We start from the raw sequence: 24,836 nt of genomic DNA on the forward strand, positions 1-24,836 counted from the left end.
GAGGTGTCGCCGGACGACCCCCGAATTGGCCGCGGGTGAACGCGCCGTCTAGGGTGAAGGCAGTGACACGGGGTGCGGTCGCACGGCACCGGTCGGGCGAAGGCTGAGAACACACCCGTTGAACCTGATCTAGCCAGAACTAGCGAAGGGATGTCGCGAGTGAACTCTCGACTGTCGAACCACCATGCCCACCCGCCCGTGCCCGAGGTTCCGGCGCCGGCGCCGATTCCCACGGCCGAGACCGCCGCCGCTCTGCTCGCGGAGCTGCAGGCGCGTCAACCGCTCGTGCAGTGCCTCACCAACGCGGTCGTGACCAACTTCACGGCGAACGTGCTGCTGGCGGTCGGGGCATCCGCCGCCATGACCGACCTGCCGCTGGAAGCCGGCCCCTTCGCGGCCATCGCCTCCGGCGTGCTGGTCAACCTCGGCACCCCACACACCGCCCAGCGCGACGCCATGCGTGAGGCCGTCGCCGCCGCCAAGGCCGCCGGCACCCCGTGGGTGCTCGACCCCGTCGCGATCGGCACGCTTCCGGTGCGCACCGCGCTCGCCGCGGAGCTGCTGCTGCAGCGGCCGACCGTGATCCGCGGCAACCCCTCGGAGATCATCGCCCTCGCCGGGGTCGGCGTCGGCGGCCGCGGGGTCGATTCCGTCGACTCCGCCGAGGACGCCCTCGCCGCCGGGCGCCTGCTCGCGGTCGAGTTCGGCTCGGTCGTCGCCATCTCGGGACCGATCGACATCGTCACCGACGGGGTCACCGACGTGCGGGTGCACACCGGCACGCCCCTGCTGACCCGCGTGACCGGCGGCGGCTGCGCCCTCGGCGCGGTCATGGCCGCCTTCGCCGCCCTCAGCGACGACCGGCTCGCGAGCACCGTCGCGGCGACCGTCGTCTATACGATCGCGGCCGAGCAGGCGGCAGCGGATGCCGCCGGCCCCGGAAGCTTCGCCGTCGCCTTCCTGGATCGGCTGGCCAACCTCACCGCCGAGACCGTGCTGACGCTCGCGGTGATCCGATGACCGCGCAGAACCCGGCCGCGGCCGACGCGGTGGCGGATGCCGCGGCATCCGCTTCGGGAGCGCGCCCGAAACGGGTGAGCGCTACGGCCGTTACCGGAGCGGCCACCGAGATCGGGCGCGCTCACGATGTGGCGCCGACACAAGCGCCCGTTGTGCTCGGGCGACCGACGGCATCCGTCGACCTGTCGACGTACCTCGTGACCGACGCCGGCCTCAGCGGCCCGCACGGCGTGCTCGCCGTGATCGCGGAGGCCGTCGCCGGCGGGGTGTCGGCCGTGCAGATTCGCGACAAGACCGCCTCGACCCGCGAGGTCTACGAACTCGTGATCGCCGCCACCCGGCTGACCCGCGGGCGGTGCCTGCTCTTCGTCGACGACCGGGTCGACGTGTTCCTGGCCGCCCGCAACGGCGGCGCGCACGTGGACGGCGTGCACGTCGGGCAGTCCGACCTGCCGGCCAACGTGGTGCGGCGCCTGATCGGACCCGACGCGCTGCTCGGCCTGACCGCGAATAGCCCCGCGCACCTCGCCGCGGCCCACAGCCTGCCGAACGGCACCGTCGACTACTTCGGGGTCGGCGTGATTCGGCCGACCGCGACGAAGGCGAACCATCCGGAGCCGCTCGGCGCCCGGGGCTTTGCGGCCCTCGCGGCGTCGACGCCGATTCCCTGCGTGGCGATCGGGGGCATCTGCCTCGATGACACCGCGGCGCTGAAAGCCGCCGGTGCGGCCGGGCTCGCCGTGGTGTCGGCGATCTGCGCCGCCGAAGATGCGCGCGCCGCGACCCGCGAGTTCGTCGACGCCTGGGCCCGCGCATGAGTCGCATCGTGAACGTTCTGAGCATCGCCGGCACCGACCCGACCGGTGGCGCCGGAATCCAGGCCGACCTCAAGAGCGTGTCGGCGACCGGCGGCTACGGCATGGCCGTCGTCACCGCGCTCGTCGCCCAGAACACCCGCGGCGTGCGGTCGATCCACCTTCCGCCGGTCGACTTTCTGCGCGAACAGCTCGACTCCGTCAGCGACGACGTCACCATCGACGCGGTCAAGATCGGCATGCTCTCCAACCTCGCGGTGATCGACGTCGTCGCCGACTGGCTCGATCGGGTGCGGCCGCCGATCGTCGTGCTCGACCCGGTCATGGTCGCCACGAGCGGCGACCGGCTGCTCGACGCCGCCGAAGAGGGGCTGCGCGCCCTGCTCACCCGGGTGCACATCGTCACGCCGAACCTGCCCGAATTGGCCGTGCTCGTCGACGCCCCGGTCGCGTCGGACTGGGCTGGGGCGCTCGCTCAGGGACGTCGCCTGGCGAAGGAATACGTCGTGCGGGTGCTCGTCAAAGGCGGCCACCTCGGCGGCAGCGCCTCGCCCGACGCCCTGATCGAACCGGGCGGCCGGATGGTCGAATTCGCGGCCGACCGCATCGACACCGTCAACACCCACGGCACCGGATGCTCCCTCTCCAGCGCCCTGGCGACCCTGCAGGCCCAGCTCGGCGACTGGGAACAGGCCGTTCGGTCGGCCAAGTCGTGGCTGACCGACAGCCTGCGGCACTCTGATGAGCTGCAGGTCGGGCAGGGGCACGGGCCTGTGCACCACTTCGCCGCCCTGTGGCGCGGAGATGGCCTGCCGGCGGCGCTGCTGCCGGCCGTGACTCCGCACCTGCTGCGGGACGACTGGTGGCACGGCATCGCCGACCTGCGCACCCAGGTCGACGACCTCGAGTTCATCCGCGGGCTGAGCGACGGCACGCTGCCCGAAAGTGCGTTCTCGTACTACCTCGCCCAGGACGCGCTCTACCTGCGCGACTACTCCCGGGCCCTCGCGCGGGCGAGCCAGCTCGCGCCGACCCTCTCGGAGCAGTCCTTCTGGGCCGTGAGCGCGCACGGCAGCCTGGCCGTGGAGATGGAACTGCACCGGGACTGGCTCGGCGCCGACCTCGCCGCCCCCGAGCCGAACCCGGTCACCAGCAACTACCTGAACCATCTGCTGGCCGTCGCCGGGGGATCCAGTTATGGAGCGCTCGTTGCGGCGCTGCTGCCCTGCTTCTGGATCTACCAGGACGTGGGAGAGCGGCTGGCGGCGGCGAACCACCCGGGGCATCCGTTCACTGCCTGGCTGTCGACCTACGCCGATCCGGCGTTCGCCGAGTCGACCCGGCAGGCGATCGAGATCGTCGAGGCGGCGGCGCTGCTCGCCGGGCACGTCGAGCGCGGCCGCATGTGGGAGGCGTTCCGCGCCTCCGCCGCGCACGAAGTCGCGTTTTTCGCGATGGGCACCGCGCCCGTGGCCGTGCCCGTGAACGGGTAGCAGTCGGGAGCGCGTTCGGCCTGATCGGGCGCACAAATTGGAGCGCTACGCTGAAACCAGCGGATGATTTTCGGTCACGATACGCACTTCGCAGCGTGACGGGTCACCGCGTGCAAAGGAGCAACATGCAGGTTCTACTGAACACCGACCACAACATCGACGGCACCGCCGGTCTGACCGAGTACGTGGAAACCACCGTGGCCGCGAGCCTTGCTCGCTTTGCCCCGCACATCACCCGCGTCGAGGTTCACCTCAGCGACGGCAGCGCGGGCCGTTCCACCGGCGACGACATCAAGTGCCTGCTCGAGGTGCGCCCCGCCGGCGGCAGCCCGATCACCGCGCACAACAATGCGTCCAACGTCGATGATGCCCTGAACGGGTCGCTCGAGAAGATGGAACGCCTGCTCGAGACGGCGTCGGGCAAGCTTGACGACCGCCGCGGCGACTTCGCGTCGGAGATCGCCGAGCAGCACGCCGAGCAGGAATCCGTGCAGCGCGCCTGATCCACCCGCATCACCCGCACCACGAGATCCACCCGATCGGGCGGGGGCCGCTCAGAGCCCCTGCTCGACCATGGTCACGACCCGACCGACCAGTGACTGAACCTGATCGGGGTCGAGGGCCCGCAGCGGCCCGTCGATGAGCAGCGCGGCAAGGCCGTGCACCGCCGACCAGGCCAGGAACTCCGCTCCCGGGCGGCGCTCGGAGGGCAGCACCCCGACCGCCACCAGGTCGTCGAGCGCCGCCGTGAGCAGCTCGAACGGCGTGCGCCCGGTGGTGCCGGCCCGCGCCGCACTCGTCGCGCTCTCGAGGTCGGACGAGGGGGAGAACGCGGCCCCGAACAGGCCCGGTTCGGCGAGCGCAAAGCGCAGGTAGCCGGTGCCGACGGCACGAAAACGCAGGCGTGCCCGCAGCGCGCGGGTCTCGGCATCCGTCAGCGCCGGGGCAGCGGGTGACCCGGCCGCCGGGCCGCCCAGGACCGCCAGCGCCGCCTCCTGCTCGGTCTCCATGGCGATCGCCACGCGGGACTGGCAGGCCGAGCACACCGCGTCGAGCAGTGCGAGGCGGTCGACGAAATGGCGGTAGGCGGCGTTCGGGGTCACTCCCACGCGGCGGGTGGCCTCGCGCACGCCGACCGCGGCCGGGCCGCCCTCCCGGGCCAGCTCGACGCCGGCCTCGATGAGCGCGCGGCGCAGGTCGCCGTGCCGGTAGGTGTCGCGGCCGGGAGAGGTCGCCGGCGGGATTTCTGCCGGAATGGTTGTCACGGCCACCCCGTTTCGTTAGCATGGAAATTCAGCATGTGGACAACGTACACATTAGCGGATCTCCTCCCGTTCAGACGCTTTCAGACGCATCCCGACGATTTCGAGGCAAGGACCAGCATGACGATCATCGAGGCCCACGGTCTGACCAAGACCTACAAATCCAAGAGCGGACCGGTGCACGCGCTCGCCGGGCTCGACCTCACCGTGCCGCGCGGTACGGTGAAGGCCCTGCTCGGCCCGAACGGCGCCGGCAAGACCACCGTCGTGAAGATGCTCACGACCCTGATCCGGCCCGACAGCGGCACCGCCCTGGTCGACGGCATCGACGTCGTCACCGACCCGAAGGGGGTGCGCCGCATCATCGGCGTCTCGGGCCAGTACGCCGCCGTCGACGAGAACCTCACCGGGTTCGAAAACCTCGAAATGGTCGGCCGGCTCTACCACCTCGGCGGCGCGGCCGCCCGCAAGCGGGCTCACGAGCTGATCGACCTGTTCGAACTGACGGCGGCCGGCAATCGCCCGGTGAAAGGCTTTTCCGGCGGCATGCGGCGACGCATCGACCTGGCCGGTGCCCTCGTGATCAACCCCAAGGTGCTCTTTCTCGACGAACCGACCACCGGGCTCGACCCGCGCAGCCGCCTCGCCCTGTGGGACGTCATCAAGCGCCTCGTCGCCGACGGCACGACCGTGTTGCTGACCACCCAGTACCTCGAAGAGGCCGACCAACTCAGCGACGACATCATGGTCATCGACGGTGGCAAGGCCATCGCCGAGGGTACCTCCGACCAGCTCAAGGCGCAGATCGGTGGGCACCGGCTGGTGATCGCCCTTGTCGACGCCACCGACAGCGCTCCCGCCCGCCAGATCATGGCCCGCCACGGCTCCGCAGAGCCGACGGTCTCCACCGACGGCCGCGGCATCGAGGTGGCCGTGACGGACGGACCCGCCGGACTGCAGCACGTGCTCGCCGAGCTCGGCGCGGCCGGCATCGAGCTGCACGACGCGGGCATGCGCCGCCCCACCCTCGACGATGTCTTCCTCAAGCTGACCGGCCACAAGGCCGACCTCACCGTGACCGACGACGACGAGACGGATGCCGCCAAGCCCGCGAAGGGCCGCCGCGCCCGCACCGACAACCCGGGCGATGCATCCTCTGACACACCCCCGCGGGAGCTGGTGAAATGACCGCGATCGCGACCACCCTGCCCGACTGGAACCCGCTGTCCCTGTGGTACAGCGACGGCTGGACCGTGACCAAGCGCAACCTGATCAAGATCAAGCGTTCACCCGACGTGCTCGTTTTCGCGGTGATCCAGCCGATCATGTTCGTGGTGCTGTTCAGCCAGGTCTACGCCGGCGCGATCCAGGTGCAGGGCACCGACTATGTGCAGTTTTTAATGGCCGGTATCTTCGCCCAGACCGTCGTCTTCGGCGCGACCTTCTCCGGCGCGGCGATGGCGCAAGACCTCAAGGAGGGCATCATCGACCGGTTCCGCAGCCTGCCGATGTCGGCATCCGCTGTCTTGATCGGACGCACCAACAGTGACCTCGTGCTCAACACCATCTCGATGGTCATCATGATGGCGACCGGCCTCGTCGTGGGCTGGCGGGTGAACTCGACCGTGCCGGAGTTCCTCGCCGGGGTCGGACTGCTGCTGCTCTTCGGCTACGCCTTCAGCTGGGTGATGGCGCTGCTCGGCATGACCGTGAAAAGCCCGGAGGTCATCAATAATGCGTCCTTCCTGATCCTCTTTCCGCTCACGTTCATCTCGAACGCGTTCGTTCCGAGCGAGACCCTGCCCACGCCGTTGCGCATCTTCGCCGAGTTCAACCCGGTGTCCTCGCTCGTGCAGGCCGCCCGGCAGCTGTTCGGCAACGAAGGGTCGGCGCCGGTGCCCGACATCTGGACCATGCAGAACCCGGTGTTGACCGTGCTGATCGGCGTCGCCGTCATGCTGCTCGTGTTCGTGCCACTGTGTATTCGAAAGTTCGCCTCGATCAGTTCGCGCTAGACCCCACGCGCTCGACCCCACTGCTCCACTTCACCGAAGGAGACAGCAATGACGTCACCCACCGCAACCCGGATCGGAATCGCGCATGGCTTCAGCGGCTTCGCCGTCGCCGACCTCGACGCCACCAAGAAGTTCTACGGCGAGACCCTCGGCCTCGACATCCAGGAGCAGGGCGACATGGGCCTGCTCAGCCTGACCCTGCCCGGCGGTGCCGAGGTGATGATCTACCCGAAACCCGACCACGTGCCCGCGGTCTTCACGATCCTGAACCTCGCGGTCGAGAACATCGACGTGGCCGTCGACGAACTGACCGCCCGCGGCGTGGTGTTCCTCCGCTACGACGGCTTCGAGCAGGACGACAAGGGAATCGCCCGTGGCGGCGACCCGCAGATCGCCTGGTTCACCGACCCGGCCGGCAACATCCTCGCCGTTCTCAAGTAGTTCCAGACTCGGAGCGGTCAGCGCAGGCGGCGCTTGGGGTTGCGGGTCGGGCGGGTGCGCCCGGGAGCCGCGTCGTGGGACTTCTTCACGGCCGGCTTGGCCTTGGCGATCTCGGCCCGCTTCGCCTTTGCCGCGGCCTTCGCCTTGTCGGTCTTCTTGGGCTTGCGTTCGGGCTTCGGGGGGCGGGCGTTCTTCCCCCCAGCGGCACCGCCGGCAGCGGATGCCGCGGGCTCCGCCTCCGGTACCGGTGCGGCCGGCGCCGGGGTGCGCGAGCTCGCACTCGAGCGACCACGCACGATTCCGATGAATTCCTCGACGAGGTCGGTCGTCGCATCCGTCGGCCAGGCCAGCGCGATCTGCGTGTCGGGAACGCCCGCGACGGGGCGGGACACGACGTCCTTGCGGCCGTACAGGCGGGCGATGGAGTGCGGCACCACGACGATACCCACGCCCGCGGCGACCTGCTCCATGACCTCGTCCATGTCGCGCATCGGCGGCAGGGCGCGGCGGGAGCCGTCGGCGACCTCGATCGCCAGATCGCGCCAGGCGGGCACGTCGTCGGGATCCTGCAGCAGGTGCTCGTCGGCGAGGTCGGCGATCGACACCGGTTCGGTGTCGCCGGTCACGTCGAGGTCGTGGCCCTTGGGCAGCACGACGACCGGGATCTCGTTGTAGAGCGCGATCACGCTCAGGCCGGTCTCATCGATCGGCAACCGCACCAGGCTGACCGCGGCGCGCTCGTCGCGCAACACCTCAACCTGCTCGGGCATCTCGGTGCGGAACACCGCGAGCGGCGTTTCGGGGCGGCGCTGGCCCCAGATGCGGGTCCACTTGGTGGGGGTGACACCGGCGACAAAGGCGATGGAGAATGTCATCGGTATCCGTTCAGATCAGGCTCAGGGGCGTCTGGGGCGCGGTGCGGGCGCACAAAAGCGGCCGCACGGCCGTGTTTGGCCGCTTTTGCCCAGACGGGGGTGCCTTCAGGCTATACGCTTGAAGGATGAGTTCCGAGAAGAAGCCCCAGACCATGAAGCCCGCCACGGCGGCACAGAAACTCGGGATTCTGCTCGACGCGGCTCCCGCTGACTTTCAGACCGAGCTGGTGACCCGCACCCAGCTCGCCGCCCTGATGGAAAACCCGCCGGAGTGGCTCGTCGAACTGCGCGCCAACGGCCCGCACCCCAAGCAGGTTGTCGCCGCCAAGCTCGGCGTGTCGATCTCGGGCCTGGCCCGCAGCGAGGCCACCGAGCCGCTCACCACCGCCGAGATCAGCGCACTGCTGCAGGCCCCGCCGGCGTGGCTCGTCACCGAACGCGCCACCCAGGCCGGCGTGCGCGCCGAGCAGATCGTGGTCAAGGACCGTGACGCGCACCGCGCCGCGAAGATCGCCCACGTCGCCCGCCAGGCCGCGCAAGAAGAAGCCGCCGCCGAGCGCGGCACCGGAAGCGCCGGCAAGAAGCGCTGACCCGCGCATCCGCTGCCTCCATGGGGCGTTCTCTGACACGTCGCCGACGAGGTGTCAGAGATGGCCCCTTGGGTTTCGCGAGGTGGCGAAGATTGCCCCTTGAACTCGAATCATGGGGCGTTCTGTGACACTTCGCGCGCGAGGTGTCAGAGATGGCCCCTTGGGTTTCGTGAGGTGTCACAGATGGCCCTTTGAACTCGATTCATGGGGCGTTCTGTGACACCTCGCGGCGTCGTTTTCTGTTGAAGGGGCGTTCTGTGACACTTCGCTGACGAGGTGTCAGAGATGGCCCCATGCCTCCGTGGATGAGCTGAATCGGCGCGCCGGTACCGCCCCGCGTGACTCAGGCCGCGGGGTACTGCTCCCGCAAGAACGTGACGACCTCGCCGAGTTCCTGCTGCGAGATCGAGTGAGCCATCCCCTCGTAGATGCGCTCGGTGAGGGTGCTGTGACCCGGCAGCCAGGCCTGGGTGCGGTTGATCGCGCTGGCTGGAATGACGGTATCGGAGGTTCCGCGCCCCCAGAACACCGGCAGCGGATGCTCGACCAGGGCCTCATCCCCGGCCTGCGAGGCCGTCGCCACGAACCCGGACAGGTTCACCGCGAAACTGAAGCGCTCGGGCGCTGCCCGGAGCAGTTCGAGGGCCATGGCGCCGCCCTGCGAGAAGCCGAGCAGGCCTACAGACGTGGGTTGCTGCGGCAGGGTGTCGAGCCACGCCAGCACCGCCGTGACGGCCGTGTCGACCGTCGCGGGGTCGGGGCTGCCCGGTTGGCTGATCGGAAACCAGGCCCAGCCGTCGGTGACCGGCGCGGGAGCCGGCAGCGGCGCGCGCAGCGCGGCGATCACGGGCTCGAGGGGCAGGTGTGGCGCCAGCGAGAACAGGTCACCTTCGTGGGAACCGTAGCCGTGCATGATGATCAACAAGGGGCGGTCGACCTGGTCGGAGCCGGTCGCCGACCAGAGCACGGCGGCGCTGTCGATGGACGTGGTGGTGGTCATGGGATCCTCCCGGTAGCTCGCGTCGCGGGGCGCGCGTACTCCCATACTTTCATTGCCGTGCTGTGGAAGGCATCCGTTTGGCGCAATGGTTGTCGGGGAGGCCCGCGCGTAGGACAGAATGGCATCATGACCGTGCGCACCCCTGACCCTGATCCGGACTGGACGCCGAAGCCCGACAGCGGGGGGCCCAACATGAACCCCGGCTGGCTGACCGATGTCGAACTCGCTGAGATCCGCGGCCGGCTGCCGATCCTGTACATCGAAGCCGTGCCCGTGCGGGTCGACGGCCTCGGGCAGGTCGTCGAGGTCGGCGTGCTGCTGCGCGCTCGGCCGACCGGCGAGATGACACGCACACTGGTCTCCGGCCGGGTGCTTTATGGCGAGACCCTGCGCGACGCGCTGTTCCGCCACCTCGAGAAAGACCTCGGCCCGATGGCGTTCCCGCAGCTGCCGGCGAGCCCGATTCCGTTCAGCATCGCCGAATATTTTCCGATGCCCGGCATCACCGCCTACACGGATGATCGCCAGCACGCGGTCTCTTTGGCCTACGTCGTTCCCGTCACGGGCACCTGCGACCCGCGCCAGGATGCCCTCGAGCTGACCTGGATGACCCCGGCTGAGGCCGCGTCACCGGGGGTGTCGGCCGAGATGGAGGGCGGGCGCGGGGCGCTGCTGCGCGCGGCCCTCGCATCCGTCGGAGTGCTGCGCTAGCCAGCCAGCCAGCCAGCCAGCCAGCCAGCCGGGTGTAGCCACGGGAGGACGCGACGTCGAAAACGGGCCGAATCGTCCTCCCTACGACGACGGATGCGCAATTCGTCCTCCCTCCGCCCCGCCGGTCAGGCGAGGCCGAGGGTGCCGAGGAACAGCGCCGTGACGCGGGGGACATCCACCTCGAGGGCAACTTCGACGCTCTGCCACTCCTCGGCGAGCCCGTGCACGATGTCCTCACCCGGATTGCGCCGCAGGTCGGCGAGGGTCTGGCCGCGCCCGTAGCCCGAGAGCTGCACCCGTAGCGGCAGCAACTGGGTGCGGAGGGCCCCCGGGTCGACGAGTGCGCACACGGCTCCGGCATCGCCGATGAGTCCCGAGTATTCGGTGTCCCCGTCGGTGCCAGCCAGTACCCGGTTGGTCAGCAGCGCGCCGACGACCCGGCCGAGCGGCGAGTCGCCCGCGAGCAGCGCTTCGGCCGTGGCCTCGTCGACCGCGACCCGGTTGAACACGTCGAGGCCGTACATGTAGGTGGGCACGCCGCTGCCCTGCACGATCGCGGCGGCCTCGGGGTCATGCCAGACATTGAACTCGGCGACCGCGGTGGCGTTGCCGACGCTCGTCGACCCGCCCATGAACACGATGCGTTCGATGTTGCCGGCCAGCCCCGGATAGAGGCGCAGCAGCAGTGCGAGGTTGGTCTGCGGCGCGAGCGCCACCAGGGTCACCGGTTCCGGGCTCGCCTCGATGAGGCGGCGCATCAGCTCGACCGAATTCTCGGGCACGGCCCGACGCTCGGTCGCCGGCAGCACGAGGCTGCCGAGACCGCCCTCGCCGTGCACGTGCGATGCCGCCCGGGCCGGCTCGATCAGGGGCCGGTGTGCGCCGGCGGCGACGGGGATGTCGCCGGCGCCGGCCACGTCGAGAATGCGCAGGGTGTTCTCGACCACCCGGTCGAGCGGGGCGTTGCCGGCGACACAGCTGATGCCGAGCACGGTCAGGCCTGGGTGGGCGAGCGCGAAGAGGATGGCGAGGGCGTCGTCCACCCCGGTGTCGACGTCGAGGATAACGGGGATCGGGCGCGGGGTTGCAGGCATCCGCTCAGCCTAGTTGCGCAAGCGACAGGCCTAGCGCACCAGACGCACCTCGTGCAGCAGCTCGCCGAGCACCTCTTCGGTCTTCTCGCTCCCGTCGGCCAGATAGCCGTTGCGGGCATAGAAAGCGTGGGCGCGCGGGTTGTCGGCCGCGACCCAGAGCACCGACGGCCCGGCGTCGACGACGGCGTCGAAGAGCTGCTGCCCGACACCGGTGCCCTGGTGGGACGCCAGCAGGTACATGATCTTCAGCTCGCGCGCGGTCGGCACGTCGGAATCGCTGCGCGGCACGCTCGCGGCGAAGCCGACGATGTCCTCGCCGTCGACGGCGACGACCTGGCGGTAGTCCCCGCCCATCTTGGTGATGCCGCGCCACATGGTGGCGAGGCGTTCCGGCCGCAGATGCGACAGCGCGGCCTGGCTCAGCAGATGATCGTAGGTTTCATGCCAGCAGGCGACGTGCACGCGGCCCAGGGCATCGGCATCCGCTTCGGTAACGGGTCGAACGACAACGGTGGTGTTCATGACTCGACCCTAAGCCGGTTCGCCCGGGCACACAAAACGGGCCGGCCTCGTGAGAGACCGACCCGTTCTTATGTGCTCAACGGGTGCTGAGCGGATGCTGCGGGCTGGCTAGCCCTGGGCGCGACGGGACGAACCGCCACGGCCGGCGCCGTTGGAACCCGAGCCGGAGCCGCGAACCAGGCCACCGACCTGCAGGCTGCCGGCGCGTGCTCCGCCGGAGCGGCCGGCAGCCGAACCCGAACGGGCCGGAGCGGCAGCGGCGGGACGAGCGGAACGCTCGCGACGAGCGCCACCGGTCGATGCGCCATCGCTGGAGCGTCCACCATCGCGGCCACCCTGGCCACCGCGGGAGTCACGGCCACGGCCGGCGTCACCGTCGGAGCGTCCGCCGCGACCGGCGTCGGCGCGGGAGTTCTCGGAGCGACCGCCACGGCCACCCTGGCCACCCTGGCCGCCGCGTCCGCCCTGCGAGCGACCGCCCTGCGACTGGCGCTGCTGCTGCTGCGGTTCGACGCGGGGGAGCGGCTTGACGTACTCGGCGACGTCGCCGACGAGGGCGTCGACGGCGGGCGAGGAGGCATCCACGCGCTGCGGGGTCACCTTGATGGACGCCTTCCGCAGCAGGGCGTCGGTGTCGCGCTTCTGCTCGGGGAGCACGACGGTGACGACGTCACCGGCGCTGCCGGCGCGAGCGGTGCGGCCCGAGCGGTGCAGGTACGCCTTGTGCTCGGCCGGCGGGTCGACGTGGATGACGAGTTCGATGTCGTCCACGTGCACACCGCGGGCGGCGACGTCGGTGGCGACGAGAACCTTGACGGTTCCGGCGCTGAACGATGCGAGGTTGCGGTCACGGGCGACCTGCGAGAGGTTTCCGTGCAGGTCGACGGCGGGGATTCCCGAGTCGGTGAGGCTCTTGGCGAGCTTCTTGGCCTGGTGCTTGGTGCGCATGAAGAGGATGCGGCGTCCGCTGCCCGAGGCGAGCTTCTGCACGAGGTCCTTCTTCGCGTCGACACCGGAGACCTCGAACACGTGGTGGGTCATCATCGAGACGTGGCTGTTGGCCTCGTCAACCGAGTGCAGAACCTCGTTGTGCAGGAAGCGGCGCACGATCTTGTCCACGCCGTTGTCGAGCGTGGCGGAGAACAGCAGGCGCTGGCCGGTGGAGGGCGTCTTGTCCATGATGCGGGTCACGACGGGCAGAAAGCCGAGGTCGGCCATGTGGTCGGCCTCGTCGAGCACGGTGATCTCGACGGAGTCGAGGTTCACGAAGCCCTGCTTCATGAGGTCTTCGAGGCGGCCGGGGCAGGCCACGACGATGTCGACGCCGCTCTTGAGTGCGGCGACCTGACGGTTCTGCGAGACGCCACCGAAGATCGTGGTGGTGTTGAGGCCGTAGGCCTCGGCGAAGGGAGTGAGGGCGTTGGTGATCTGCGTGGCGAGCTCGCGGGTCGGCGCGAGGATCAGGCCGAGCGGGCGGCCCGGGCGGCGCTTGCCGCCGGCGAGCGTGCCGCCGAGGCGGGCGGCCATCGGCAGCGAGAAGGCGAGGGTCTTGCCCGAGCCGGTCTTGCCGCGGCCGAGCACGTCGCGGCCGTTCAGGGTGTCGGGCAGGGTGTCAACCTGGATGGGGAACGGGGCGTCGATTCCCTGGGCGGTCAGAACCGCGACGAGGGGAGCCGGCACGCCGAGCGCGCTGAAAGTTTTAGACAAAGTGGTGCCTTTCGGGCATCAGACTCCTCGCCCGTTCAGCACCATCGCACACGGCACTTCAGGCTGTGCGCGGGTGGTGGAACAAGGAGGATTCACGTGGCGAAGGTGCCGATGGGCACATCCGTTCGCCGTAAGAATGATTTGTTCGAAAAATCGAGCCAACCGAAAGGGCGGTCTCGATAAGAAGAGGGCGTTCTACGACGCAGCGAGCGCGTCAACGCACTCGCAATGCTCTTACTCTAGCGGATGCTGTCAAGCCCCGCCCGCAAATCCGCTCTCTTACGCCCGGCTGCGGTGGTACAGCTCGCCGACCGGCACGTCCACGGTCACGGTATTTCCGGGCTGCGCGAGCGGGCATGCCCACATCGGGTCGTAGGCGCAGGAGGGGTTGTAGGCGAAGTTGAAGTCGAGAATGAGGGTGTCGTCGTCGGCTCCGGGGCCGAGGTCGGCGCCTTTCACGGTGTCGAGCAGGTAGCGCCCGCCGCCGTAAGTGCCCGCGGGCTTGCCGGCCAGGGCATCCTTGATCGGCAGAAAGAGACCGCCCGCGTAGTTGGCGATGCGCCACACGTCGAGGGGTCCGATGTAGGGCAGGCGCACGGTGCCGACGAGATCAAACGGCACCGTGCCATCCGTGCCGGTGTCGACGCTCATCCGGTACGGCTCCGCGGCGCGGTGCACCTCGACCTCGAACCGCCAGTCCGGGTCGTAGCCGGCGACGGGCAGGCCGGTGAAGGTCGCGCGGTCGTCGGGCAACAGCGGCGACGACGGATGCCCCGCAAACAGTTCGTCCCGCCCCGACCGCCACAGCTCATGGCCGGCGGCGGGGTCCTGCACGCTGAGGTGCCGCACCCCGGAGTAGAGGCCGAACACGCGGCGGCGCCAGTCGGCGATCTGCAGGGCTCCCAGGGACGAGGTCATGGGGTGGCATTGGTGTTGGCGTCGGGATCGACGGCGTCAGCGGCGGTGGTCGCCGCGTCGTGTGGGGCACCGGCGGGCTCCTCCACGTCAACGCCGAGGTCCAACCGCCAGGTCGGAGCCAGCCGCTTGATCTGCGCCATCCGCCACTGCCAGAACACCCAGAAGCCGGGCCAGACCGCAAGGGTCGCGTGCCCGGCCTGAAAGATCAGCTGGTCGCGGTACAGCGTCTTGCCGGGGTTTGCGGGGTCGGCGGCGATGGCCATCCGGTGGTCCCAGTGCGTGACGGCGGTCATCGAGCCGGAGATTCCGCGTCCGGTGTCGCGCAGGATGCGCACGGTGCCCGCGCCGGTGCCGGTCTTTCCGCTGCCGGTCTTCTTCTGCCGCAGGGTCGTCTCGCTCAGCCGGATCACCTGGATGCCGAGCGGCACGAGCCCGAGGCCGCGCATCGTCACCGGGTGTTCGCCGGGTTCCCAGACCGTGGGAAACCCGTCGGCCTCGAGCGATTCGACGGTCATCACCGGGGAGCTGACCTCTCGAAAAACGGCGGGGCTGTGGATCGCCCGCCACGCAGCATCCGGTGTGCAGTCCAGTGTCTCTTTCAGCAATACGCGCATGACCTCAGTCTGGTCGGCGGCGGCGGGTTCGACAACCGCGTCCTGATCGCCGGCACGGGGGCTGCGAGAATAAGGGGTGGCAATTCGGTTCTGGCTCGGTGTGGCGCAACGCGATCGCGTGCTGCGCTGCGTGCACATGGGCATGGCCCAGGTGTCCGAGGGCGCGCGTGGCGTGCTCGAGAGCATGAACGAGTCCGACGGGCTGGTCTACTACTCGCCGCGCGATACCTGGGAGGGCGAGTCCCTGCGGGAATTCACCGCGATCGGCCGCATCGCGCCCGGCCCGGCCTTCCCAACCGGAGACTCGTACTCGGCCTACAACCCGTGGCGTCGCCGCACCGATTACGACACGGATGCCGTCGCCACCTCGATCCGCCCCCTGCTGTCGATCCTGGACCTGAGCCGGGGCAATCCCGACTGGGGCTACCAGCTGCGGCGCGGCATCATCGAAATCTCCCGGCACGACTTCGAGCTGATTCGCCAGCAGATGCGTCGGCCGAACGCCGACGACCGCTAGCCCGGTTCACTTCGGCCGGCGTGTCGATACGTGACAGCTGTGGGCGCGCGACCCCGCTCTGCGGCCTTCGCGCGCTGCTGACTGTCACGTATCGACAGGCGGATGCTCGCGCCCGGCCCGGGCGGCCCCTCAGCGCGCGTTGGCTAGACTCGCGAGCATGTCTGGCGCTTTCTGGTGGGTCCCCTCGGTCGTTGTGCTCGCCCTCGTCGTGGCGGGGATAGCCCTGGTCGTGACCCTGCTCCGCCGGCGCACGGCCGCCCTGCGCGGGGCCGCAACCGCCGCCGCCGCGGCCCTCGCCCGCGAGGCCGCGATCAGCCTCGTGCGAGCGGATGACCTCGTCGAGTCGAGCACCGACGAACTCGACTTCGCCCTCGCCCAGTTCGGGGAATCCGCTACCCGCGACTTCGCCGCCGCTCTCGCCGCCTCGCGTCGCCAGCTGAGTGAGGCCTTCGCCCTGCAGCAGAAACTCGACGACGCCGTGCCCGACAGCCCTGCGGAACGCGACCGCTGGAACCAGCAGATTCGTGCGCTCGCCGAAGAGGCCGGCCAGCGCCTGGTCGACCAGGAGCGCGACTTCGACACCAAACGCGGCGTAGAACGCGAGGCCCCGCGCCGACTCGAGCTGCTGCGCCGCCAGCTCGACCGCATCGACGACCGCCTCTCCAGCGGCGCCGCCACGATCGACCGGCTGCGGCAGAGCTACGCCGAGCACGCCCTCGCCCCGATCAGCGGCAACGTCGAACGGGCCCGCACCGCGCTCACGCTCGCCCAGCAGGCGGTCGCAGCCGCGGACATCCGCCTGGCCGAAGGCGCCGCCGAACCGGTGGGTGAGCAGCTGCGCGCCGCCGAACATGCCCTCTTTCAGGCCACCGCGCAGCTTGACGCGATCGAGGCCGGCGAGGATCAGCTGCACCGCGGCTTCGCGACCCTCGGGCAGGCCCTCGCCGCCGTGACCGCTGAACTCGCCGAAGCGCGCACCCTGCGCGACGTCCACGAGGAGTCCGAGACGAGCGCCGACCTGAACCGGGCGATCTCAGGCGCCGCCGCGGTGCTCGCCGAGCTGCGCGAACCCACCCGGCTCAGCGACCCGGCCGTCGATCTGGCTCGGTTGGAAACAGCGCGTGACGGGCTCGACGTGATCCGCTCCGAGGCCCGCAACCGGCAGCTGCGGCTGGACAATGCCCGCACCGCCCTGGCCGGCGCGCTGCTCACCGTGCGCAGCCAGCTCACCGTCACGCACGCCTACATCGGGGCGAACCGCGGCCGCATCGGCGCCGGCGCACGCACCCGGCTCGCCGAGGCCGAACGGCAGCTGGCCCTCGCCCTCGCGGAGGCCGATCCGGTCGTCGCCCTCGATACCGCCCGCCGGGCCATGACCCACGCGACGGATGCCGACGCCCTCGCCCACTACGACGCCCGCTGACCCGGTGCCCGGCCCGCGGCGGTTAGCCTGAGGTGTGACCGACACACAAACTTCCGCCCCCGCCCACCCCCAGCAGCCCTACCAGGTGCGGCTCGACTGGGGCCTCGCTGGCTTTCAAGCGCTCGCTGGGCAAGCGGATGTCCTCATCCTCGTCGACGCGCTGCCCACGGTCGACTCCGAGTTCAGCATCGACACCCCGCTCGGCGAGCACCGCGTGATCGCCGCGAGCTTCGCCAACCGCACCGCCGTCGCCGAGTGGGTGCTGGCTCGCCAGGCCGAGAAGGGCGACCGGTTCGCGGTCGCCGTGATCGCCGTGGGGGAGCGGCGGGAGGACGGCACTTTCCGGGTTGCCGTGGAGGACTCCCTCGCCGCCGGAGCCGTCGTCGACGCCCTGTCCAGCCTCGGCATCGACCACTGCTCGCCCGAAGCGGCGGCGGCATCCGTCGCCTTCGAAGGGCTCACCCGCGCGGTGCGGCACCTCGTCGGGGCCTCGGAGACCGGTCAACTGCTCAGCGCACAGGGCCTGGGCGATGTCGTGCACGCCTCAAGCCAGATCGATACGGCCCGCGAGGTCGCCGAGGTCAGCGAGTTCGCCTTTCCCGCCTGACGCCCGGCCCAACTGACACTGGCCGACTACCGCCCGGCGGATGCCGCGGCCTGCCGGCGCATGGCCGCCGTGATGTCGCGGCGGGTCCACTGGATCAGGTGTTCGCTGCGAAAGCCGCGGGCGCAGAGCCCGCAGGCGAGCGGGCGGGTCGGCTGCCGGTAGCGATAGTGCACGTGGCCGGCCGGACAGGTGCCCACCCAGGGCGCGAGTTCGTCGGCGATCTCACCGTCGTGGGTGCGCTTGCCGTCGTAGCCGAGAGCGAGGGCCACCTTCTTCCATTTGGGGCCGTGCCCGGCGCGCGGCCCGGCCAGGGCATGCGCGACCTCGTGCAGCAGGATCTGGTGCACGTCGTCGTCGTCGTAGCGCGCCGCGAGGTAGCGCGACACGGTGATGCTCTTGTTGCTGAAGCTGCACAGTCCCGCGCGCTTCTTCGCGTTGTCGAAGCCGAACGTCCAGCTGGGGTCGAGATGCAACACAATCAGGGCGTCTGCCCACCGTCGCACCTGGTTCAGATCTGCCATCAGGGTGCCACCTCCACTTGGTAGAGCCGGTCATCGTCGGCCGTGGGGTCTCCCCGGCCATCCGTGTTGTTGCTGATGAACCACAGTGTGCCAGCGGGCCCCGACACGACGTCGCGCAACCGGCCGTAACTGTTCACAAACCATGCGTCCACGGTGACTGTGGAGGGATCGTTCGCCGCCGCCGTGGTTGCCACCGTGCGCAGGTCGATGCGCCACAGTCGGGCCCCGCGCAGGCCGGTCATGAACAGGGTGTCGTCCACGATCGCGATGCCGCTCGGGCTGGCCTCGCTCGTCGCCCACTGCTGCACGGGATCGATGAAGTCGGGGTCCGCGCCGCCGCCGACACCCTCCACGATCGGCCAGCCGTAGTTGCCGCCGGCCTCGATGCGGTTGAGCTCATCCCAGGTGTTCTGGCCGAACTCGCTCGCCCAGAGGGTTCCGGTCGAATCCCACGCGATGCCCTGCGGGTTGCGGTGCCCGTACGAGTAGACGAGGCTTCCGAACGGGTTCACCTCCGCCCCCGACGGCACCCCGCCGGTCGGGGTCATCCGCAGGATCTTGCCGCCGAGGCTGTCGAGGTCCTGCGCGTTGCCGGTGTTGCCGGCGTCGCCCGCGGTGGCGTAGAGCAGCCCGTCGGGGCCGAAGCCGATGCGGCCGCCGTCGTGGTTGCCGGCCCGCGGGATGCCGGTGAGCACCGACTCGGGGGAGCCCAGGGTGAGCGCACCGGGGGTGCCGAGCAGCGGCATCCGCTCGATGCGGTTGTCGGATTCCGACGTGAAGTAGGCGTAGACCCAGCCGGTGCCGCCGGCGGCCTCGGGGTCGGCCAGAAAGGCGAGCCCGAGCAGGCCGCCCTCGCCGGAGGGCTGGGCATCCGGCACCGAACCGGCCTCGCGCAGGCTGCCGTCGGCGAGCAGCTCACGCACGAGGGTCGTGTCGCGTTCGCTGATCAGGGTGCCGCCGGGCAGCCGCAACACCGACCACGGTGCCGCGAGGCCCGAGGCGATCACGACGGGGTCACCGACCGGACTCACCGGCAGCAGCACCTCGCTGGCCGGCGCCGTCAGCGAGGGCGTGGGCCGCGGCGCCGCCGGGGTAGAGGTGGCCGGCGTGGCCCGTGGCGATGCGGCGGTGCAGCCGGCCAGAACCACCACGACGGTGGCGGCGAGCAGGCCCGCACGGAAGGGTTTCGGGATCACGGCGGCCTCACTCACTCACGCTCAACGTCGGCTCTCCAGCATGCCCCAGACCCCCGGCGGCGGATATCCCCCGCGCCGTTCAAAAACCAGCGGAAAATAACGGCCGAGAAAACCTAGAGCCGGTCGCGCTCACTGATGTGTGTTTCGACGCTGACCACGGCCGCCAGCGCGCCCTCGAGCACGTCTTCGCCGGCACCGTCGTGCTCGCGCAGAAAGACGGCTGCGGTGAGGTCCACCAGGGCGGCATCGAGGTTGCCCTGGTCGAAGTAGGCTTTGCCGCGGTTCTCCCGGGCGAACGCGGCCACGGCATTCCACTCGTGGGCCTCGCACTCCTGCACGCAGTGGGTCAACTCGACGATGGCCTCGTCGAGCTTGCCCTGGAACTGCTGCACCTGCGCCCGACGGATGCGACTGGCCGCGGCCTGCTCGCGGTCTCCCGTGAAGCGCGCCTGGCGCACCGCCTCACTGGCGATCAGCCAGGCCTCGTCGAGGCGCCCGACCAGGCGCAGCAGGGTGACCTTCTCGTTCAGCGCGGACAGGCTGCGCAGCGCGCCGAGCTCCTCGAGCCGCGCGCCGGCGGCGGCGAGGTCGACGGTGTCGCGCAGCGTGACGGCGTCGAAACCGGTGACGATGTTCGGGGAGTTGAGCATATTCGGGGTGTTCAGGGTGTCGTCCTGTACAACGGGCGGCACGAGGCCGCGAAAAGAAATGGGAGACTCCAGCGTAGCGCCGCGGGTGCGGCACGCGCCTGAAGCGGATGCCCGATCCTCGCCCGTTCGACGGCTAGTGCCCGATCTGGAACACCGTGCGGCCGGGCAGCGGGGACTGGATGCTCGTCGCATCCGTCGCCACCAGCGAGCCGGCCATGAACTGGGCCAGTTCGGCGCCCTCGATGACCTTCGCCGGGTGCGGCCCGTTCGCGAGCAGGCGCGGGATCCAGGTGGTGTCGATCGGGGTGTGCGCGGCGATGAAGACGATGTTGCCGAAACGGCGGCCCTTGAGCACCTGCGTCTCGGCGAAACCGATCACGTACTCGAACACGTCGCTGAGGGTCGCGGCCTGGCCGCGGGCGAAGGCGAGCCCCGGGCCGTCGGCCACGTTCACCGCGACGACGCCGCGGGGCGAGAGCAGCGGCGCGGTGAGGGCGAAGAACTCGCGGCTCGTGACGTGGGCTGGGGTGCGGGCGCCCGAGAAGATGTCGACGACCACGAGGTCGACCGCGCCGTGCAGCCCGGTGGGCAGCTTGGCGAGCACCTCGCGGGCGTCGCCGTGCCGCACGCGCAGCTGGGCGCGCTTGTCCCACGGCAGCACGGAACGCACGAGGTCGATCAGGTCGCTCTCGATCTCCACGACCTGCTGGCGCGAGCCCGGCCGGGTTGCCTCGACGTAACGCGGCAGAGTGAGCGCGCCGGCCCCGAGGTGCACGGCGGTGATCGGCTCGTGCGGGTCGCCGAGCAGGTCGATCACATGCCCGATGCGCTGGATGTACTCGAAGAACAGCTCATCGGGGTGGTCGATGTTCACGTGCGACTGCGGGGTGCCGTCGACGACGAGCTGGTAGCTGCCCGGGGTGAAGCGGTCCGGTTCGATGACGGCGGTGTGGCCGCTCAGTTTCAAGACGACCGACGGATGCCCCGCCTCGCCCGACTTTTTGGCAAGCGGATTTTTGGAAACACTACTCATATCGACCATTCTCCCATCCGCCGGGAGGGGGGTTATACCTGAGAATCCGCACAAAGGCAAGATTCGGGTAGACAGGAGCCTATAAGAGGCATATAGTTGATCCTTGCGCTCCCAGATAAACCTCTGCCTTCATATTGCGGTCGGCTTTGCGTGCCCAAGCCACCTTGCGGCATCTCTCTCCTGCTCGTCTCACACCCGCGAGGGTCTGTAGATCGTGCCAGCGCTCCGAGAGTCTGTGGAGTTCTTCACCAATAACAGTAACTAGACCTGACGGGGTCCACGGAGGTTATTTCCTTGGCTGCTGCGCGCAACGCAACCACCAACTCACCCAAGAACGGCCGCTCAGCTGAGCGTCTCTCGTTCGCAAAGATCAGCGACAATCTCACAGTTCCCGACCTGCTTGCCCTGCAGACCGAGTCCTTTGACTGGCTCGTCGGCAACGACATCTGGAAGAAGCGCGTCGCTGAAGCCCAGAAGTCGGGTCGTCAGGACCTGCCCAGCCGTACCGGCCTGGACGAGATTTTCGAAGAGATCTCTCCGATCGAAGACCTCAGCGAAACGATGCAGCTGTCGTTCACGAATCCTGAGCTCGAGCCGGAAAAGTACACGATTGACGAGTGCAAGGAAAAGGGCAAAACCTACTCCGCACCGCTTTACGTGAACGCCGAGTTCATGAACCACCTCACCGGTGAAATCAAGACCCAGACCGTATTCATGGGCGACTTCCCGCTCATGACGCCCAAGGGTACCTTCGTGATCAACGGCACCGAGCGTGTTGTTGTGTCGCAGCTGGTGCGCTCGCCCGGTGTGTACTTCAACCGCGAGCAGGAGAAGACCTCCGATAAGGACATCTACTCCGCCCGCGTCATCCCGAGCCGTGGTGCCTGGCTCGAGTTCGAGATCGACAAGCGCGACCAGGTTGGCGTGCGCATCGACCGCAAGCGCAAGCAGTCCGTGACCGTGTTCCTCAAGGCCCTCGGCCTGACGAGCGAGCAGATCCTCGAAGAGTTCAAGGGCTTCGCATCCATCGAGCTCACCCTCGAGAAGGACAACATCCTCACGAAGGAAGAAGCCCTCAAGGACATCTACCGCAAGCTCCGCCCGGGCGAGCAGGTTGCCGCCGAGGCTGCCCGCGCGCTGCTGGACAACTTCTTCTTCAACTCCAAGCGCTACGACCTGGCCAAGGTTGGTCGTTATAAAATCAACCGCAAGCTCGGCCTCGAGGCTCCGCTCAGCGACTCCGTACTGACGCTCCAGGACATCCTGGCCACCATCAAGTACCTCGTCGCCCTGCACGCCAACGAGACCACCATCGCCGGTCTTCGCGAGGGCAAGCCCGCCCAGATCCCGATCGACACCGACGACATCGACCACTTCGGTAACCGTCGTATCCGTGCCGTGGGTGAGCTGATCCAGAACCAGGTTCGCACCGGCCTGTCCCGCATGGAGCGCGTCGTTCGCGAGCGCATGACCACGCAGGACATCGAAGCGATCACCCCGCAGACCCTGATCAACGTGCGGCCCGTCGTCGCGGCGATCAAGGAGTTCTTCGGAACCAGCCAGCTGTCGCAGTTCATGGACCAGAACAACCCGCTCGCCGGATTGACGCACAAGCGTCGCCTGTCCGCGCTGGGCCCGGGTGGACTCTCCCGTGACCGCGCCGGCGTCGAGGTGCGAGACGTTCACCCCTCGCACTACGGCCGCATGTGCCCCATTGAGACCCCGGAAGGCCCGAACATCGGCCTGATCGGTTCGCTCGCCTCGTTCGCACGCATCAACGCGTTCGGATTCATCGAGACACCGTACCGCCGCGTGGTCAACAACAAGGTCACCGAAACGATCGACTACCTGACCGCGAGCGAAGAAGACGAGTTCATCGTCGCTCAGGCCAACGCGCCGCTCACCAAGGACTCGCACTTCGCCGAGGACCGCGTTCTCTCCCGCAAGAAGGGTGGAGAGGTTGACCTCTTCCCCGCGGAAGACATCGGCTACATGGACGTTTCGCCGCGCCAGATGGTGTCGGTCGGAACCAGCCTCATCCCGTTCCTCGAGCACGACGATGCGAACCGCGCCCTCATGGGTGCCAACATGCAGCGTCAGGCGGTGCCGCTGCTGATCAGCGACAGCCCGCTCGTCGGAACCGGCATGGAGGTGTTCACCGCCATTGACTCCGGTGACGTGCTCACCGCCGACAAGGCCGGCGTGGTGTCCGAGGTGTCAGCGGATGTTGTCACCATCATGCTCGACGAGGGCGGCACGCAGGACTACTACCTGCGCAAGTTCAGCCGCTCCAACCAGGGCACGAGCTTCAACCACCGTGTGATCGTCAACGCCGGCGAGCGCATCGAGGTTGGCGAAGTCATCGCCGACGGTCCGGCAACGGACCAGGGCGAGGTTGCCCTCGGAAAGAACCTGCTCGTGGCATTCATGCCGTGGGAAGGCTACAACTTCGAGGACGCGATCATCCTGAGCCAGAACCTGGTCAAGGACGACACCCTCTCGTCGATCCACATCGAAGAGTACGAAGTGGATGCCCGCGACACCAAGCTGGGTAAGGAAGAGATCACTCGCGACCTTCCCAACGTGTCGCCGGACTTCCTCGCCGACCTCGACGAGCGTGGCATCATCCGCATCGGAGCCGAGGTCCGCCCCGGCGACATCCTCGTCGGCAAGGTCACGCCCAAGGGCGAGACCGAGCTGTCCGCCGAGGAGCGCCTGCTGCGCGCCATCTTCAACGAGAAGAGCCGCGAAGTTCGCGACACGAGCCTCAAGGTTCCCCACGGTGAGCGCGGCACCATCATCGGTGTCAAGGTCTTCGACTCGCAGGACGGCGACGACGAGCTCGGCTCGGGCGTCAACCAGCGCGTGGTCGTCTTCATCGCCCAGAAGCGCAAGATCACCGAGGGTGACAAGCTCGCCGGCCGTCACGGCAACAAGGGGGTCATCTCCCGCATCCTGCCGATCGAGGACATGCCGTTCCTCGCCGACGGAACCCCGGTCGACATCATCCTCAACCCGCTCGGTATCCCCGGTCGCATGAACTTCGGCCAGGTGCTCGAAACGCACCTCGGCTGGATTGCGAAGCAGGGCTGGAACGTCGAAGGCAAGCCGAAGTGGGCCGCACGCCTGCCCGAGCACGCCTTCAGCGCTGCGCCCGGCACCAAGGTGGCGACTCCGGTATTCGACGGCGCGCTCGAGATCGAGATCGAGGGTCTCCTGGACTCCACGACCCCGACCCGTGACGGCGAACGCCTCATCGGATCCTCGGGAAAGACCCAGCTCTTCGACGGCCGCTCCGGCGAGCCGTTCCCGATGCCGGTGTCCGTGGGTTACATGTACATCCTGAAGCTCCACCACCTCGTCGACGACAAGATCCACGCCCGTTCGACCGGTCCGTACTCCATGATCACGCAGCAGCCGCTGGGTGGTAAGGCACAGTTCGGTGGCCAGCGCTTTGGTGAGATGGAGGTGTGGGCGCTCGAAGCATACGGCGCCGCATACGCACTTCAGGAACTCCTGACGATCAAGTCTGACGACATCCTCGGCCGCGTCAAGGTCTACGAGGCCATCGTCAAGGGCGAGAACATTCAGGAACCCGGCATCCCCGAGAGCTTCAAGGTTCTGATCAAGGAAATGCAGTCGCTGTGCCTGAACGTCGAGGTACTCGGAGCCGACGGCACCGCCGTCAGCCTGCGCGACACCGATGATGAGGTCTTCCGCGCCGCGGAAGAGCTCGGCATCAACATTTCCACGCGGTTTGAGTCGTCGTCCATCGACGACATCTAAGCCCGGTCCAGAGAAACTTCGAAAAC

The 24,836-nt window shown here is 68.9% G+C and carries 25 protein-coding genes and 1 riboswitch; of the genes, 13 read left to right on the top strand and 12 right to left on the bottom strand.

What is annotated here, in order from left to right:
• Nucleotides 1–58: 58 nt before the first annotated feature.
• Nucleotides 59–168, top strand: a riboswitch (TPP riboswitch).
• The 4 genes from thiM to D6T64_RS10115 all read left to right on the top strand — a co-directional run bounded on the left by thiM (nt 151) and on the right by D6T64_RS10115 (nt 3,831).
• Nucleotides 151–1,020, top strand: a complete 870-nt coding sequence (gene thiM / locus D6T64_RS10100) for a hydroxyethylthiazole kinase (protein ID WP_158594859.1) — start codon at nt 151–153, stop codon at nt 1,018–1,020. It overlaps the preceding riboswitch by 18 nt.
• Entirely contained in the window at nt 1,017–1,838 is an 822-nt protein-coding gene (thiE, locus tag D6T64_RS10105) for a thiamine phosphate synthase (RefSeq protein ID WP_119974554.1), read from the top strand. The genes thiM and thiE overlap by 4 nt, the downstream gene beginning before the upstream one ends.
• On the top strand, nt 1,835–3,328 hold the full coding sequence (locus tag D6T64_RS10110; RefSeq protein ID WP_119974555.1) for a bifunctional hydroxymethylpyrimidine kinase/phosphomethylpyrimidine kinase: 1,494 nt from the start codon (nt 1,835–1,837) through the stop codon (nt 3,326–3,328). Before thiE ends, D6T64_RS10110 begins: the two co-directional genes overlap by 4 nt.
• 125 nt (nt 3,329–3,453) lie before the next feature.
• Entirely contained in the window at nt 3,454–3,831 is a 378-nt protein-coding gene (locus tag D6T64_RS10115; protein ID WP_119974556.1) for an HPF/RaiA family ribosome-associated protein, read from the top strand.
• A gap of 51 nt (nt 3,832–3,882) precedes the next feature.
• Here D6T64_RS10115 and D6T64_RS10120 read toward each other — a convergent pair whose 3' ends face one another.
• Complete coding sequence (locus D6T64_RS10120; protein WP_233551013.1) at nt 3,883–4,593, bottom strand: TetR/AcrR family transcriptional regulator; 711 nt, start codon at nt 4,591–4,593, stop codon at nt 3,883–3,885.
• 117 nt (nt 4,594–4,710) lie between these two features.
• Here D6T64_RS10120 and D6T64_RS10125 point away from each other — a divergent pair, with 117 nt between their 5' ends.
• The 3 genes from D6T64_RS10125 to D6T64_RS10135 are packed head-to-tail and all read left to right on the top strand — an operon-like array spanning nt 4,711 to nt 7,046.
• The gene (locus D6T64_RS10125) at nt 4,711–5,778 is read left to right on the top strand and encodes an ATP-binding cassette domain-containing protein (RefSeq protein ID WP_119974557.1); all 1,068 of its coding nucleotides are present in this window, start codon (nt 4,711–4,713) and stop codon (nt 5,776–5,778) included.
• Nucleotides 5,775–6,605 carry an ABC transporter permease gene (locus tag D6T64_RS10130; protein ID WP_119974558.1) on the top strand — a complete coding sequence of 277 codons (831 nt, stop codon included), beginning with the start codon at nt 5,775–5,777 and terminating at the stop codon, nt 6,603–6,605. The genes D6T64_RS10125 and D6T64_RS10130 overlap by 4 nt, the downstream gene beginning before the upstream one ends.
• A 48-nt stretch (nt 6,606–6,653) precedes the next feature.
• On the top strand, nt 6,654–7,046 hold the full coding sequence (locus tag D6T64_RS10135) for a VOC family protein (RefSeq protein ID WP_119974559.1): 393 nt from the start codon (nt 6,654–6,656) through the stop codon (nt 7,044–7,046).
• Between the two features lie 17 nt (nt 7,047–7,063).
• On the opposite strand, the gene D6T64_RS10140 is transcribed toward D6T64_RS10135, so the two are convergent.
• Complete coding sequence (locus tag D6T64_RS10140; RefSeq protein ID WP_119974560.1) at nt 7,064–7,921, bottom strand: LysR substrate-binding domain-containing protein; 858 nt, start codon at nt 7,919–7,921, stop codon at nt 7,064–7,066.
• 125 nt (nt 7,922–8,046) lie between these two features.
• On the opposite strand from D6T64_RS10140, the gene D6T64_RS10145 reads away from it, so the two are divergent.
• A complete protein-coding gene (locus tag D6T64_RS10145) occupies nt 8,047–8,511 on the top strand; it encodes a DUF5997 family protein (protein ID WP_119974561.1) in 465 nt (154 codons plus the stop codon).
• Nucleotides 8,512–8,854: 343 nt separating this feature from the next.
• Here D6T64_RS10145 and D6T64_RS10150 read toward each other — a convergent pair whose 3' ends face one another.
• Nucleotides 8,855–9,511, bottom strand: a complete 657-nt coding sequence (locus D6T64_RS10150; RefSeq protein ID WP_119974630.1) for an alpha/beta hydrolase — start codon at nt 9,509–9,511, stop codon at nt 8,855–8,857.
• Nucleotides 9,512–9,637: 126 nt separating this feature from the next.
• Between D6T64_RS10150 and D6T64_RS10155 the strand changes: the two genes are divergently transcribed.
• The gene (locus D6T64_RS10155; protein WP_119974562.1) at nt 9,638–10,222 is read left to right on the top strand and encodes an NUDIX hydrolase family protein; all 585 of its coding nucleotides are present in this window, start codon (nt 9,638–9,640) and stop codon (nt 10,220–10,222) included.
• A gap of 125 nt (nt 10,223–10,347) precedes the next feature.
• Here D6T64_RS10155 and D6T64_RS10160 read toward each other — a convergent pair whose 3' ends face one another.
• The 5 genes from D6T64_RS10160 to D6T64_RS10180 form a co-directional block, all read right to left on the bottom strand.
• Complete coding sequence (locus D6T64_RS10160; protein WP_119974563.1) at nt 10,348–11,316, bottom strand: nucleoside hydrolase; 969 nt, start codon at nt 11,314–11,316, stop codon at nt 10,348–10,350.
• A 30-nt stretch (nt 11,317–11,346) separates the two neighbouring features.
• Nucleotides 11,347–11,838 (bottom strand): GNAT family N-acetyltransferase, encoded by a 492-nt coding sequence (locus D6T64_RS10165; RefSeq protein WP_119974564.1) that lies wholly within the window; start codon nt 11,836–11,838, stop codon nt 11,347–11,349.
• A 108-nt stretch (nt 11,839–11,946) separates the two neighbouring features.
• Nucleotides 11,947–13,545 carry a DEAD/DEAH box helicase gene (locus D6T64_RS10170; RefSeq protein WP_119974565.1) on the bottom strand — a complete coding sequence of 533 codons (1,599 nt, stop codon included), beginning with the start codon at nt 13,543–13,545 and terminating at the stop codon, nt 11,947–11,949.
• Nucleotides 13,546–13,824: 279 nt separating this feature from the next.
• A complete protein-coding gene (locus D6T64_RS10175) occupies nt 13,825–14,463 on the bottom strand; it encodes a DUF1684 domain-containing protein (protein WP_119974566.1) in 639 nt (212 codons plus the stop codon).
• Nucleotides 14,460–15,077 (bottom strand): hypothetical protein, encoded by a 618-nt coding sequence (locus tag D6T64_RS10180; protein ID WP_199719132.1) that lies wholly within the window; start codon nt 15,075–15,077, stop codon nt 14,460–14,462. The genes D6T64_RS10175 and D6T64_RS10180 overlap by 4 nt, the downstream gene beginning before the upstream one ends.
• Nucleotides 15,078–15,153: 76 nt before the next feature.
• On the opposite strand from D6T64_RS10180, the gene D6T64_RS10185 reads away from it, so the two are divergent.
• The 3 genes from D6T64_RS10185 (at nt 15,154) to D6T64_RS10195 (ending at nt 17,624) form a co-directional block, all read left to right on the top strand.
• The gene (locus D6T64_RS10185) at nt 15,154–15,594 is read left to right on the top strand and encodes an EVE domain-containing protein (RefSeq protein ID WP_233551020.1); all 441 of its coding nucleotides are present in this window, start codon (nt 15,154–15,156) and stop codon (nt 15,592–15,594) included.
• A 157-nt stretch (nt 15,595–15,751) separates the two neighbouring features.
• Nucleotides 15,752–17,017 carry a coiled-coil domain-containing protein gene (locus D6T64_RS10190; protein WP_119974567.1) on the top strand — a complete coding sequence of 422 codons (1,266 nt, stop codon included), beginning with the start codon at nt 15,752–15,754 and terminating at the stop codon, nt 17,015–17,017.
• 34 nt (nt 17,018–17,051) lie between these two features.
• Nucleotides 17,052–17,624 carry a 2-phosphosulfolactate phosphatase gene (locus tag D6T64_RS10195; protein WP_119974568.1) on the top strand — a complete coding sequence of 191 codons (573 nt, stop codon included), beginning with the start codon at nt 17,052–17,054 and terminating at the stop codon, nt 17,622–17,624.
• Between the two features lie 26 nt (nt 17,625–17,650).
• Here D6T64_RS10195 and D6T64_RS10200 read toward each other — a convergent pair whose 3' ends face one another.
• The 4 genes from D6T64_RS10200 to D6T64_RS10215 all read right to left on the bottom strand — a co-directional run bounded on the left by D6T64_RS10200 (nt 17,651) and on the right by D6T64_RS10215 (nt 21,024).
• Nucleotides 17,651–18,145, bottom strand: a complete 495-nt coding sequence (locus D6T64_RS10200) for a SprT-like domain-containing protein (RefSeq protein ID WP_119974569.1) — start codon at nt 18,143–18,145, stop codon at nt 17,651–17,653.
• Nucleotides 18,145–19,341 carry a PQQ-dependent sugar dehydrogenase gene (locus D6T64_RS10205; RefSeq protein WP_119974631.1) on the bottom strand — a complete coding sequence of 399 codons (1,197 nt, stop codon included), beginning with the start codon at nt 19,339–19,341 and terminating at the stop codon, nt 18,145–18,147. Before D6T64_RS10205 ends, D6T64_RS10200 begins: the two co-directional genes overlap by 1 nt.
• Nucleotides 19,342–19,454: 113 nt before the next feature.
• The gene (locus tag D6T64_RS10210; protein WP_233551022.1) at nt 19,455–20,033 is read right to left on the bottom strand and encodes a tetratricopeptide repeat protein; all 579 of its coding nucleotides are present in this window, start codon (nt 20,031–20,033) and stop codon (nt 19,455–19,457) included.
• Between the two features lie 91 nt (nt 20,034–20,124).
• The gene (locus D6T64_RS10215; protein WP_119974633.1) at nt 20,125–21,024 is read right to left on the bottom strand and encodes a spermidine synthase; all 900 of its coding nucleotides are present in this window, start codon (nt 21,022–21,024) and stop codon (nt 20,125–20,127) included.
• A 294-nt stretch (nt 21,025–21,318) separates the two neighbouring features.
• Here D6T64_RS10215 and rpoB point away from each other — a divergent pair, with 294 nt between their 5' ends.
• Nucleotides 21,319–24,810, top strand: coding sequence for a DNA-directed RNA polymerase subunit beta (rpoB, locus tag D6T64_RS10220; protein WP_119974570.1), 3,492 nt, complete (start codon nt 21,319–21,321; stop codon nt 24,808–24,810).
• Nucleotides 24,811–24,836 lie beyond the last annotated feature (26 nt).

The organism is Cryobacterium melibiosiphilum, from assembly GCF_003602235.1.
GTDB classification, from domain to species: domain Bacteria; phylum Actinomycetota; class Actinomycetes; order Actinomycetales; family Microbacteriaceae; genus Cryobacterium; species Cryobacterium melibiosiphilum.